Genomic DNA, 13,215 nt, shown 5'->3' on the forward strand with positions numbered 1-13,215 from the left:
CTGGTCCACCTGGTCCACCTCATGGGCGCACCCTCGACGGCCAACTACTCGCTCGTCGGTCCTCCGCAACTGCCAAGGACTCGCTTGTCGTGCTCATCGTCCGGGCGGGGGCAGGCATTGTTGGCTTCGAGCCGGGCGCGGTCGCTCACCCGGACCAGGTCTTAGCGGTGCGCTATGCGGCACAGCTCACTCGGGCTGTGCGCAACAGATGGCATGTTGATCGATAACGGTGCGGCGACTGGGCTCTATGAGCAAGTCCAGGCGGGGATTCTGCTTACCCCTGCTCGACCGTTCCCTGTCGAAAGCAAGAGGGCGCCATCCGCGTACTGGCAGGGAAGTAGGGCCCAGGAGGGGTACGTGCCTTACTTACTTACTTTTACTACTACTCATATGTAAGTAGTAGTAGGTATAGATCCAGGGCGGTATACATCCCTCTATCCCTATAGCAGTCCCGCACGCGTCTGAGCCCAAGATCGTGAGTCAACGGGTGATCGAGAACGTCGTACCCGCCGGAATCGTCGCGTCGGCGCATGCACCGTCGTTGTTCGACGGCAACCCGCGGCGCCGAACGTTCGCGGGGCGGCCTCTGCCTTACAGGCATCGTGCTGGTGATCAGGTACGCCGCGGGATCCGCGCATAGGCGTCGTCGACGTCCGCGCCCCGCGGCGAGAAACGGAACCCACAGTGACCACGCACACCAATCGCACCTGGTTCGACGGCAACGGCTTGGACGGCGTTGCCGTTGCTGCGATAACCGACGACCTGTGCATCGTGATCAGCCCGCTCGGCATCGTGACGATCACCGGGTGGGAACACACCGCAGTGCGGCTGGATTTTGACGACACCGTCGACGTTGCTGCCGCGCTCACCGAAGCGGTACGGATCCTCCGGGATGCAGGGCACTGCACTGGCTACCCCGACGAGCTCGTCGCTCGCTGACGGACGAACCGAAAGCGTGGACTGCTACTGACGCCCGAACCAAGGAGCGTGTCTCCGCCGAGAAACGCGGAGGCATCTCCCCGCTGGCGCCGGTGGCGAGACGCCGTTGGGGGGTGAACTCACGTCAGCGACCTCGGTTCGCGCATAGAGGCATGAGCACCCTCTAGAAAGGCTCCCTCGCCATGCCGTCAGCATCCCGCGCCGACCGTCTCGCCGCGTTCATCGCCACCGCAACCGAGAAGCACGCAGGCAAGTACGACTACTCCCACGTGCCAGCGGACTTCATCAACGCTCACACTCCGGTCACCATCGGCTGCCCCGACCATGGAGAGTTCCCGCAGACACCGAACGAGCATCGGCGTGGGCAGCGGTGCCCGGACTGCTCCGGACGGCGCGGGTCACGTCCAGAAGCTCGCCGGGAGCAGTTCATCGAACGAGCGCGCAGCATCCACGGCGACCGATACGACTACCGCGACGTCGTCTACGTCGACCAGCACACGCCGGTCGTCATCATCTGCCGTGACCACGGGCCGTTCTCGCAGCGGCCCACAAACCACCTTTCGAACAACATCCCAAGCAACTGCCTTCGGTGCGCGCAAGACGTTCGGGATGTGGCGACCCTGCGCATGTGGAAGGACCGTGCACCGCAGCCGCGGAAGAAGCGCACCGGGAAGTTCAAGAAGGCGGCCTGAGAGGCGCCGGGTCAAGCACCCGCTCAGGTCACGCACAGAAGCCGCGGCGGACGCCGGGACCGGCATCTAGCTTCGTCGCCCGGTCCCGACGCCCGTCCACGCCGCTTCTCCGCCACATCCTCCGGCTGCGCCGACCACCAGGTGGAACGCTGCCCGTACAGACGCAGCGCAGTGACGTCGAATACGTGTGCCGCTCCGACTCGGGGTCGGTCTGCACGACAGCGTCAGCTTGCTGCTCAATCGACGTGATCGTGGGCTTCAACTGCCTAACAGCCCCTCGGCCAACCCGTCAGCGCAGCACCTGCATGAGCAAAGTCGGCCGGCCAGCGAGCAATGCAGCTACCCATCGGTGGTTCCCGTCGACAAGGACGACGCGTCCATCATCGAGTTGCACTCCGAGTGGCCCCTTCGCCCCCCACGATGACTCTGCCGCTCCGAAGAGCAGAGCCGAGTCCGCGAGGTAGTGCAGGAGCGCGTCCAGCCGGACAACCCCTTGCAGGCTCGCGTCGACTGCAGTTAGCGGCGTCTCCCGCAACGGCGGTTGCGGGGACCCGCTCCGAACCCACCGCTGCAGCCGTCCCATCGCTTCCGTGTCATCCGCGACAGACGCTACGGGCAGTGCGAGCAGCGGGGTCGGAATCAAAAGGGCCCCGCAGTCGTCAGCCACCGCGAGAGTCGTCAGCCGCTCAGCCCACAGGTCCGCGCTGAGCGGCGGCGACGAACGGCATGCACCGTCAACCACAAGGGTTCCGAAGGTTACGGCAACGCATTCCGCAAATCCCGCACGTGGGTCACTTCGGAAGGTTCCGACCGGATCGTCGGTCAGTTCGCTGCGGCGTATGCGTCGCGGACCTGCTGGCTGATTCGGCCACGGGCTGCAACTTCGTGGCCGTTCGCCATCGCCCATACGCGGATCTTCGCAAGCTCGTTCGGGTCGCTGCGGTTCTTCGACCCGGCGGAAGCGCCCCGGCTGGAGCGACCCGAAACCTTGCGGCCAGCTGCAATGTAGTCAGAGATGGTCTCACGGAACTTGTCGAAGTTGTGGTCGGAGAGGTCAATCTCGTAGGAGCTCCCGTCGAACGCGAACGTGACCGTTCGCCCCTCGCCGTCTCCGATGGTGTCTCCCGAAAGGTCGTCGACTAGGTGAGTGGTGACTTTCTGCGCCATGAGATGCTCCTTGCGGTCGAAGGGTGGTCAACCAGCATGGCAGAACGTCGTACCGGACACCATTTCGCTCTCTACGTCTGATCAGACCGCTACGGTGCTGCTCGTGCAAGACCACCGAGATACGCGACCACGACCACTTCGACGGCGAGTAAGCACGGGCATGACCGGACCGATGATGACCGTCATCATGACGGTGACCCTGCTATACATCACGTGGGTCCCGATTTTGATCGCATTCGGACCGGAAAACGACTCCATCGGCTCCGCCTTGGTCGAATTCGGGGCTCAGTTGGAGCCGGGGGCGGTCGCGTTCCAGGGGACCGCCCTCGGGCTCCTCAGCGCACTGTTCATCGCCAGAGTGATCGCGCCGGTGCCGGACGTCCGCAACCAAACCAGTGTCACCGCGGGTTCTGCCGCCGCAGGGCACTTCCTTGCTGGGGTGGTCATCAGCACCGCAGTCTTCACCTTCATCGGCACAATCCACGACGGCAAGAGCGCCGGACGAGTGTGGTTCGTCATCGTCCTCGCCGCTATGGCATTCGGACTCGCGCAAGCGATCAACGCTGACATCACCTTTGGAAGGAAACGGCAGCGCCGCCGAACCAAGAACGACCTCATCATCACCTCCTGGGCGGTGCATCGACGAGCAGCGGTCCTCCAATCGCACCCCCACTTCCGCCGGGCCCCGTATCGCCGCCTGACGACTCTCACGTCAGCGGCCATCGTCGTGTCCGCATCGGTCGGCACCGGCATGCTCGCCGTTGCCTACCCCGGCGGTATCGGCGTCTCCCTCGCCCCGATATTCGGGTGGGCACTCGCCATAGCCGCGTGGGGCACGTTCTGGGTCAGCTTGCTCATCGCCACAGTCAACGGGCCGGCAACGCCCCGATTCCTCATTGCTGTCGCCTGGATCACCGTCTCCCTCACAACGGTGGCACCTGCGGTCGCCCTCGCGGTCGCCCCAGCGGATCCGCAAGCGGTGCCTTTCAAGGTGGCCGTAGTCCTCACCGTGCTGATCCCGTTCCTGCTGCTTGTCGGGAAGAAGCGTCAAAGAAACTCGATGCAGACGCTGCTTATCGCGGTCGAGCTGCGCCGATACCGCAGGCACCGCTTGGTGCTGATTCGCGACTTCTACGCCCTGAAGAAGCGCCGCCACGCGAAACGAGACAGGGAGCTCCGCTGGGAGGAGGCGACGCTGCGCACGCTGCTTCGCGGCGTGACCACGGCGGAGCGTCGTGCCCTCCCGAAGCCGGCTTCCCTGGCTCGGCACCGACCAGACGCTGGCATCGGATCAAAGGACTGGTGGGTGGACGCCGGGAAGCCTCCTATGTGGCGGCCGGCGCCATAACGCCACACGTCACGACCTGCCCCAAACGCGTTCTGCCGCCAGCGCGACGACGAAATCGCCGGAAAGCTGCACGGTGAACGCCGACCGCGCTCTATCCGTCAGTGACTCCGGAAGCTTCCCTGGCTGGCGGTAGGACCAACGTGGCTACCTTCCGCTCCTGCCGTCCTTGTCGGTCGCGGGGCGGCTGTAACGGACTCCTCTGCTGGCAGGCCACACGCCTACCCGTGCGCGGCCGCGTACGCGTCGGTGACATGCTTCGGAAGGCGCCCCCGAACGCCAACTTCATACCCAGAAGCAGCCGCCCAGGCACGGATGGACGACGGTGAGGCTGCCCCCGGAGACGTCGGCGTAGCGGCCGTCACCGCCCGCACGGGCACAGGTGCCGCGAGCACGGGGTGTCCTGCTGCCGGCTGCAGATGCTGCAGCAACACGTCGAAGATGTCCGGATGTACGTGCCGGGTGCCGAGCTCCTGAGATTTCGCGAGTTTCCCGCCGGCGAACGACCCGTCGGTGATGAGCATCACCGTGAGTCGGGATACGGAGCTGATCACCCGGACACCGAGTTCCTCGGCTCGTTGTTCGAGGCGGAGGCGCTGCGTTTCGTCGCAGCCGGTGAATGCGACCCGGTCACCGACCCGCAACGGCTCACCGTGCGGCCACGGGTCTGGAAGCGGCCCGAGCCCGGCACCAAGTCGGGCGTGACGGGCGGCGTCTGCCCGGTCGAGGACCTGCTTCACCTTCGTGTCCGCAACACCGAGCAGTGACGCGACGGTCTTCAACTCACGACGCTCCTCGTGCGAAACACGCCCGTCGTCGACGGCCCGGTGCGCCAGTGCAAGAAGGAACGCTTCGTGAGCTGCGTGCACGTCCGACGCGGACAGTTCGAACTCGGCGACCAGTTCCTGCAGCGCCTCTGCTTCCGTTTCGCTGATGTCGCCGTCCTCGAGCGCGTCGAACAGCATCTCCACATACGCGGTGGTGCCGACGGGTGCGCCCTCTTCGATGACTTCGAGAAGCGATAGTGCAGTCGATTGCTGCAGCAGCGGCGGCGTGGACGGCCTCGGCGGGGTGATTCGCATCGGACGAGCACGGACACTGCCGCCGGCAGCGCGTTGCTCCGTCGTCAGCGGCTGGCGTACCGGAGATCCCGGCCAGTCGGTGCTTCGAGCTGCGGCTAGCGCTTCCAGCAGAATCGGGTCCGGACCGCCGCTCACCGTCACATACGCACCGAGCAGACCGGCTGCCGCTCGGGCATCCCCCAGCGCCGAATGCGCATCCTCGAGCCGCACCCCAACCGCCCAGCAGCAGTCGACGAGTCGGCGTCGGTCCATATCCGGCAGGTATGCGTAGCTGGCGTCCAACGTGCAGTACCCCGCGATCCACGGAACACTCCACCCGGCACCCTTCAACTCGTTGCGAAGGAACGCCAAGTCGAACTTCGCGTTGTGCGCCACTACCGCGAGCCCCGACAGTGCTGCCATGACCGTCGGCGCAACGTCAGCGAACCGCGGCTGCCCGACAACATCCGCCTGCGTGATGCCATGAATATGCGTCGCACCGACAGGACCCTCCGGGTCAAACCGGGACACCCACTCGTCGACCACGGCGCCCGACTCATCAAGCCGAACGATGGCGAGCTCGAGGATCCGATCGCGCTGCGGTGACAGGCCCGTCGTTTCGACGTCGATGACGGCGAAGGCGGGGATGGCCGGGGCCGGGCTAGCTGGAGCGGTCGGCTCGTGAATGACGGCGCGGTTCCGTCGTCCGCGTAGCCAGTTCCACAGATCCATGACTTCACTCCTTGCAGCCCGAGAGCGCCGTCGAAGCGACAGCGGACGCACGAACAACGGTAGGAGAAGCCGGCGTGCCCGCGGTTCGAATCGGATACCCCAGTAAGGGGTCCCACGACTTCCTATCTGGGCGGGCAGGCGCCGACTGTGTCCCGACGCCCGCACGCGGACATCCGAAGTGACCGGCCGCGCGAGGTGGGGTCGGTCGCACTCCATCGGATCGCGAGCGAAACTCAGCGAGCCAACCGGCCGGACGACTCTGGCGCGAGAACGGTCGAACTCGGCGAAGCCCCCGAACAGGGGAACTTCGACCTGTCACCGGCGGCGCCGGAGAAGGCGACGGGGCCGGGCAGGGCAGCGCGGGCCGTCGGTCGTCGGCTCGCGTTCGACCTTGAAACCGAGCGGCACTGCAAGGTTGCGGCTCACTGCGACCCCAACTCTGGCGACTGGCGGCCATAGACCGTCCCGCCGCATAGACCAGTGTCAGGAGGTGCAACTAGTGTGCATGTTGTGACTACGGTGAAGGATCTGTGATGGACAACGAGTTCGACGATGTCCCGCTCGGAGGGTTGCCGTCCGCGGACCCCACGCTGCTCCGAAACGCCCCGCTGGAGGTTGCGATCGTCGATGTGCGATTCGCGCTAGACGAACCAACGCTCATCTCCTCGCAGACCGCGACGGCTATCCGTGACCGGTTGAACGCTGTCACCGGAGTGGAGTTTGCGCACATCAAACCGGCGCAGCAGCGGCTCGTTCAGATTGAACTCGACCCGTCCGGCTCGCAGCTGTCGAACAAGGAAGGCAGCCGGGGATGGCAGATCCTCACCGCGGACGGATCGCAGGGTGTGACCGTGATGCCCGACAACCTGATCATGCAGACGTCCACGTACACACGGTGGAGCGACAGCCTCGGGTCGCCCCTTCTCAGCGCGCTCGAGGTCCTCGCAGAAGCAGTCGGGCCTGCCTTGCAGACCCGAGTGGGACTTCGCTACATCGACCACTTTCAGGACTCCACGGCCCGCGCTCTCACCGACTGGATTGGTCGAGTGCGTCCGGAGATTCTCGGCCCGCTGCACAGCGACACCTTCGGCGGCATGGTGCGAGGAACACAGCAGCAACTCGAACTTGTCGTCGACGCGAATCACCGATCGATCCTCCGGCACGGATTTACGGCAGAAGAAGACGGCTCTACGGGGTACCTGCTTGACATCGATGTGTTCAACGAGGCGACGGTGCCGTTCGACCCGGAACGCATCGGCCGAAGCGCTGTGAAGCTGAACCGAACCGCGCTGAGCCTGTTCCAGGCCTGCGTGGAGCCGACCTATCTCCGCTCGCTGCAAGGCGATGCATTCCCGGAAGGGAGCGTGAAGTCATGACGATCACTGCGCCCGGCGATCGCCGTCTTCGCGCGGCGGCTAACGGTTCCCGTCGCGATCACAGCGGACTGTTTCCGGACCCGCTGCGCCGTGGCGACTTGGACGGAACACCGATCCTTGCCCAGACCACAGGGTCGTCATTGCGCACGACGATGCGCAGCTATTCCGACGCCTTCGACGCATTTCGAGAGCACGACTCAGTCCGCATCATCACGACCGTCGACGACAACGTTCTCCTCTTCTCGACCGTGCCACGTGGATTGGACCTGTCACGGTGGTTCGTGCTCGGAGAAGTCGACAGCACCAGCGACTCTGCTGCGGCGCTTGACGCTGGCAGCACGGCGGACGCACTGGAGACGTTTGACCGACTGCATAAGGAACTCGGGTTGACAAAGCGCGAACTGTTCCTGGCTTCGGGAGTGAAGCCGCGAACTTACCATTCGTGGCGCAGCAGCCGCGCTGCACGGCCCCGGCTTGCGAGCGTTCGAGGGCTCTGGGACCTCGCCGACGCAGTTGATGAGCTGAACGACATCGTCGACGTGCCGTTGAACCGCTGGTTCCGGAGTGATGGCGCACGGAGAGCCCTGCTCACTGGGTGCCGGTTCGACGAGCTGCTTGATCTCGCGCAGGGAATTCCTCAGCGACGCGCCCTCAACGGCGTCGACTTCGAATCGAATGCCGTTCTCGCGAACGTTGAAGTCCCCGTCGACCGGACCCCGCTCGGGCCGACACATCGGGTGAAGGCGCGGAAGCGATGAACTTCGATGGGTACGTCGCCAAGTTCGATGTTGAACACCTCGCCGGACTCGACGCGTGGAGGCAGGGGCTCCTCGTACCCACGTGGGTTGGCGCCTACGTTGACCTGACCGATGCCGAATCCGACGATAGCCAAGCGTCGGAGGATCCGCACCCGTTCGAAGCAGTCCAGGATCTCGACGACGCGCAGGTGCCGTTCGTCGCCGTGACGAGTCAAACGTGCGACGTCGTTGGGGCCGGACCGGGGGCAAGACACCCGTTCGTGCAGGTAAGCCCCGTGCGAGACCTGTCCACCTGGGACCCCGCCAAGCTGCAGCTGGTGCGGTCCGGGGAGATCAACGACTGGATTCTACTCACCGAGCCGCCGGTTGACGGTGCGATCTGGGCGATCGACCTGCGAGCGTCGTGGCCGTTCTCGAAGACGGCACTCGCGACAACGGCGCCCGTCGTCGGATTCGCATCGGCGGACGATGAGCGTGAGATTGGCGCCCGTCTTGCACGGAAGTACGAGCGGCCGGCGTTCCCGGATGCCATCACAACGACGGCTGCGCGTCGCTTAGACGCGGCGGTAGAGCGGGGAATGAAGGCGATGTGGGCGACCGATGTTGTGCAGTTGCGCCTCGACGTGATGAAGGGCACAGTTCTTGAACCCGAGGAGGTGCGCCTGCTTGTGGTATCGGAGGGATTACTCGACCCTGCGTCAAGAAGGCAATTCAGAGACGCCTGGAGTGACTGCAAGCGGCCCATCCAGGACGCGGGCATCAAATGGACGCGTGCCGGCTTCCGGGACATCGAACGGATGTCTGCGCGGGAGTACCGTGACACGTTCCTGTTGCGCATCCCGAAGCTCAGCAGCGGCTCGTTGAACGCCAGGTGAACAGCGCGACCAATGATGACTCGAGATAGTTCGCCGAACCGGCGGCAGATCACCGATGTGGGAGCATCGCTTACCGGGAGCGGGACGCGCGCCCTGCAGCAAGTTGCTGCCGTTCCCGTGTGCGCCACCTGCGGCGCCCAGCCCGCGGAACGTCAAGGCGAGCATGTCTGGCCGCGGTGGCAGCTGAAACTCCGCGACGCTGCGGGGCCGCCCGCGGAACCCTGGAGAGCCAATGGGAGAGTCATCCGCGATCGTGATGGCAAGCCAGTTCATCCGAACCGCCGACAGCGTGTCCTCTTGCCGGTCTGCCGCGACTGTAACCAGACGATGAACCAACGGTTCGAGGAACCCGCACGCGCCGCCATCATTCGCCTCATGACCTCGGAATGGTCAGGGGCCGCCAGCGCTGATGAATGGGTGGCCGTCGGGCGTTGGTTCGCAAAGACGCTCAGCCTCCTAGGTAATCCTGCCGCGAAGTACGACCACGACCTCATTCACGAGGAGGCTGCCCGCTTCGGATGGGGTCATCCCGACTACGGGTGGTTGCACGACGCCGCAGGGATCGCACCAGACGGGCTTTCCCTGTACGTTTTCCGGACGGAGAACTGTCGCCCTAGCCATCCGCAACACCGGATGCCGGTACCCGCACGCGTCGTGCAGGACGACGGACACGTCGAGGATTTCCACCTATTCATCCACGCCGAGAATGGGATTTGCGCAACCCTCTTGAACCATCCTGGATGGACCGTCGAACACCCCCTGGTTGCACGCGGCGACGCGTGGGAACTCCTGCACGACCCGCCCGCCGACGGAGCAGACCTGTCGAGTTTGCCCGCCCTGCCCTGGACCGTCATCAAATGGATGGGCGGCGAAGCCGACCTGAAACCGGGCCGGCGTCTCGGTACCGGGTTGCCACCGCTCCAAGAAGCAGGCGGCCTGCTTCCGGACAGCGTCAGCACCTTGCACGTCAAGAAGCAACCCGACCACGGAGCTGAACACCGTGCCGCACGTCTCGACGCCGCGCGTAGTCAACGGCGTTGATGCGGTGCCTCGCTCGTTTAGCCACGGTTGAGCGAGCGTCAGCTCGAAACGGGACTGCTGCGGCTGAGGCGTGCTCAATGCAAGTAGGAGCCGGGACGCGAATCCGCGTTTCCCGTTAGGCAATGCACGAGCAGCGGGTCGCGAGCGCGGTGTCGGCACGGCTCTTGTCCGGCGCCCGCAGGGCTGGGACGAGCCGCCGTTCAGTCGCGGAACGTCAGAGGCTGAGCGGAGAATGGCCGGGTGGCCTTCGCTTCGACACTCGACCTCCTTGATGAGTTCTTCCCACCCGGACGGGGCATCAACCCGCACACGACGCCGGGCGCGCTTCTCTGGGAGTTCGGGGAAGCGGTACGGAACAACCCGACACCGCCAGCCCGTCACGGGGTGCTGGCCCCCGCCTACATCGGTGGTTGGCCCTCATCAAACTTTGGGCTCGTCAACGGTGATCTCCTCCTGTCGAGCCTGCTGTATAACGAGCAAGTCCTCATCCACGATCCGATCGCGGACTGGTTTTCCGACGACCAGTACTTCGTCGAGCACATGATGGCAAGCAGGCCAGGGCATCGGGACCTCGAACGGAACCGCCAGAACACGGCGGAAACGAGGCAATTCCTCTTCACCGCGGCTCAGACGCTAAGGGGCCTACGGCCGCTCATCGAGTCTGGAATCATCGGGCTCATTCCGACGAGCCATGTCATCCGGAACCGAAACAGAGAGATCGCGGATCTAGTCGCGCGGCTCGCGCAACTGGAATCGTTGCAGCATCCGCAGTACACGTCGCGCTTCGCACCGCACGAAATCCCGGTCGAGGACAATCGACGCGGCATGTTCGTGTTCGCTGGCGACCCAGATCCGGGACAGCAGCTCGCTCAGGCTTTAAGTCGGGGACTCACCTACTTCGCACGCGAATACGTGCTCGCAGAAGAATACGGAGCGACATACACAGCAGCGTTTGATCACGAGCTGTACATCTGTCGTAATGGCACCTTCGCAACGCGGCCGCAGCGGCAGGTGACCGAAGCGATCCTCCAGTCGCGGTTGCCGATCTTCCATGCACTCAACCCACGTCTCATCACCGACATCCATCAAGACGACGCCTTCGCTTCATTCCGCTCCGAGTTGCATGGCCTATACGAAAACGCCCCTGCAGGCGCAACACAAGCCGACCTCGCCGCCTACGTCGCCGACCAGGAGCAAGTTCGCCTTCAGCCAACCCTCGATGCGGCAAAACGATCCGCTGAACGCGGGCTCCTTGACAAGATAGGGGTTGGACTCAGCCGAGGCGCGTTCGGCATCGTGAGCGGGATCGTGACCGACCTTGCCAGCGGCACAAACGGAATCGGCACGTTGGCGGGCGCCGTCGGGGCGGCGGCGACCGGATTCGTCGGCAGGCCCTCGCGGGGTTCAAGTCAGCCGGTGTGGTCCTCACTTGTACGTCATCACAAGTCGGTGAGTGATGAGTTCCGAGGGGTGCAAGTCGCGCAAGGGGGGTCCTCCGAGGGCTGGAACATCCCAACGACACCGTCGACGACTGTGACGGTCACTTCTGGCGCCCTCATCAGCGACTTCTTGCCGAAGTCCGGCACGGCCCAGTTGTCACCAAACGGGTACCAAGACGGCGTGTACGCGCCATGCTGGTGCGGCAGCGGACGGAAATACAAGTTCTGCTGCGAACGGGCAGACCGTAATTGGCGGCCCATCCAATGAGCTCAGTGCGGCCTCGGCCAGCCGCTACGCGCGACGACAACTGAGAGCACGGCCATGGAATTTCGAGTCTGCAGGTTCAAACGTCTTCCGGGGTGCTGCGCCTGCGGGGTCCCCGGGGGCGGCGATGTTGTTGAAGGGAGCCCACGGAGCGTATCGGCGTGGTCATCGAAGAGGTGAAACGTGGCGGCGTGTCCGGGCCGAGTCATCACGCAGTGTCCACCTTCGCCGGATCATCTCGCTAGCCTGATCGTTGCGGCGGAACATCGTCGGTAACGGAGGTCGTTATGCCTGTGCCTACGTCAGCGTTTGGCGTCGTCGTCCTCGTCGTGATGCTCGTGCCAGGGTTGGTGTACGGGTTGGTTCGCCGCGGCCTGCGGGGTTTTCAGTATGACGATCTGACAGTTGATGCCCGCATCGCACAGGCGCTTGTAATAAGCGTGGCGCTGGACGCTGTCTACGTTGTCGCCGGCGGCGCGTGGTTTGCGTCGCTGGTCACCTTCTCGGGTTCCGAGGTGGCGATCCAAGCTCCGGTTCCGTTGAGCCTTGCGGTTCTCGTTGGTGCCGTTGGTGTGCCAGCTTTGTTAGCCGCACTGCGCCACAGCCCATACCGGTTCCGGCGCAATGAGACCGCCCGCGAAGGAGCGTCGGTCCGAACCTCGACGGAACCGTCACGTCTGAGGCAGATTGCACGGCGGATGCCGCTGCAGCTCCGGCGAACGGTGTACTACGACTCGGTACCAACGGCGTGGGATTGGGCAGCGACGAACCCTTCGCAGCGGCTCGTCCGGGTGCGGCTCGCGGATGGGCGCTTCGTCGGCGGGTTTTTCGGCCCAGGGTCCTACGTTAGTACCTACCCGGAACCTCGAGACCTTTACCTCAGCCACCAATACCAGATGAATGACGATGGTTCCTTCGCTGGACCGATACCCGGAACGGCAGGATTGTGGTTGCGGGTCATTGACGACTATATAGTCGAGTTCCTGGAACCGCCCTACACAGCAACCGAACTGCAGGAGACACAGGATGGCTGACACCGACCGCTCTAACTCACTCACCCACGGCGCTGGTGCAACAGGACACTTCGGCGCGCGGACGGGGCGAGTGTCCGAGGGGGCACGAGGAGCGACTGCGCCGCAGGCTCGCGTTGTCCTTCCGACCGGCTCGACCCCGCCGTCGGGAATCTCTCCGAAGCCGGCGACGCTGCCGACGAACACTGCTCAGAAGGAGTAGCCAAGGGAGGGTCTGTTCATGCTGATGATGAACAGACGCTGTTGGACCGTGGGATCGTCGTGTGAGCCCGGTCGTGCCCACGATGCTGCAGCACGGGTCCCCTCCATCTCGCGACGAGCTCGCAAGCGTCGCCAGAAGTGGGAAGACAGTGAGCGGTGGACACCGTCGGGGTGCCAGCAGCGCCTCGTTGCCGCCACGAACGGAGGCCTCGGAGAGGCTTCCCTTCCCCTGCTGAGAGCTCGGATCGCCTCGATCTCGACCCAGGAAGTGCTCTCGCTTCGCGGCTCAGGGA

Annotated in this window: 11 protein-coding genes; 9 read left to right on the forward strand and 2 right to left on the reverse strand. The window is 64.6% G+C overall.

What is annotated here, in order from left to right:
- Window positions 1-684 precede the first annotated feature (684 nt).
- Window positions 685-939, forward strand: coding sequence for a hypothetical protein (locus tag BIU96_RS15120; protein WP_071293435.1), 255 nt, complete (start codon window positions 685-687; stop codon window positions 937-939).
- 182 nt (window positions 940-1,121) lie between these two features.
- Window positions 1,122-1,631: a hypothetical protein gene (locus BIU96_RS19555; protein ID WP_139200080.1), complete on the forward strand. Its 510-nt coding sequence runs from the start codon at window positions 1,122-1,124 to the stop codon at window positions 1,629-1,631.
- An 822-nt stretch (window positions 1,632-2,453) separates the two neighbouring features.
- Here BIU96_RS19555 and BIU96_RS15130 read toward each other — a convergent pair.
- Window positions 2,454-2,798 (reverse strand): Lsr2 family protein, encoded by a 345-nt coding sequence (locus BIU96_RS15130; protein WP_071293437.1) that lies wholly within the window; start codon window positions 2,796-2,798, stop codon window positions 2,454-2,456.
- Window positions 2,799-2,958: 160 nt separating this feature from the next.
- Between BIU96_RS15130 and BIU96_RS15135 the strand changes: the two genes are divergently transcribed.
- Window positions 2,959-4,146 (forward strand): hypothetical protein, encoded by a 1,188-nt coding sequence (locus BIU96_RS15135; RefSeq protein ID WP_071293438.1) that lies wholly within the window; start codon window positions 2,959-2,961, stop codon window positions 4,144-4,146.
- Between the two features lie 218 nt (window positions 4,147-4,364).
- On the opposite strand, the gene BIU96_RS15140 is transcribed toward BIU96_RS15135, so the two are convergent.
- Entirely contained in the window at window positions 4,365-5,936 is a 1,572-nt protein-coding gene (locus BIU96_RS15140) for a histone-like nucleoid-structuring protein Lsr2 (RefSeq protein ID WP_071293439.1), read from the reverse strand.
- A 533-nt stretch (window positions 5,937-6,469) separates the two neighbouring features.
- Here BIU96_RS15140 and BIU96_RS15145 point away from each other — a divergent pair.
- The 6 genes from BIU96_RS15145 (at window position 6,470) to BIU96_RS15165 (ending at window position 12,724) form a co-directional block, all read left to right on the forward strand.
- Window positions 6,470-7,312, forward strand: a complete 843-nt coding sequence (locus BIU96_RS15145) for a TIGR04255 family protein (protein ID WP_071293440.1) — start codon at window positions 6,470-6,472, stop codon at window positions 7,310-7,312.
- Entirely contained in the window at window positions 7,309-8,070 is a 762-nt protein-coding gene (locus BIU96_RS15150) for a hypothetical protein (protein ID WP_139200081.1), read from the forward strand. The genes BIU96_RS15145 and BIU96_RS15150 overlap by 4 nt, the downstream gene beginning before the upstream one ends.
- A complete protein-coding gene (locus tag BIU96_RS15155) occupies window positions 8,067-8,945 on the forward strand; it encodes a hypothetical protein (RefSeq protein ID WP_071293442.1) in 879 nt (292 codons plus the stop codon). The genes BIU96_RS15150 and BIU96_RS15155 overlap by 4 nt, the downstream gene beginning before the upstream one ends.
- Before the next feature lie 327 nt (window positions 8,946-9,272).
- Window positions 9,273-9,986, forward strand: a complete 714-nt coding sequence (locus BIU96_RS19560) for a hypothetical protein (protein WP_139200082.1) — start codon at window positions 9,273-9,275, stop codon at window positions 9,984-9,986.
- Between the two features lie 240 nt (window positions 9,987-10,226).
- The gene (locus BIU96_RS15160; protein WP_139200083.1) at window positions 10,227-11,693 is read left to right on the forward strand and encodes an SEC-C metal-binding domain-containing protein; all 1,467 of its coding nucleotides are present in this window, start codon (window positions 10,227-10,229) and stop codon (window positions 11,691-11,693) included.
- A gap of 284 nt (window positions 11,694-11,977) precedes the next feature.
- Window positions 11,978-12,724, forward strand: coding sequence for a DUF6338 family protein (locus BIU96_RS15165; RefSeq protein WP_071293444.1), 747 nt, complete (start codon window positions 11,978-11,980; stop codon window positions 12,722-12,724).
- Window positions 12,725-13,215 lie beyond the last annotated feature (491 nt).

The sequence above is a fragment of the Curtobacterium sp. MCBA15_008 genome (genome assembly GCF_001865065.1).
GTDB lineage: Bacteria > Actinomycetota > Actinomycetes > Actinomycetales > Microbacteriaceae > Curtobacterium.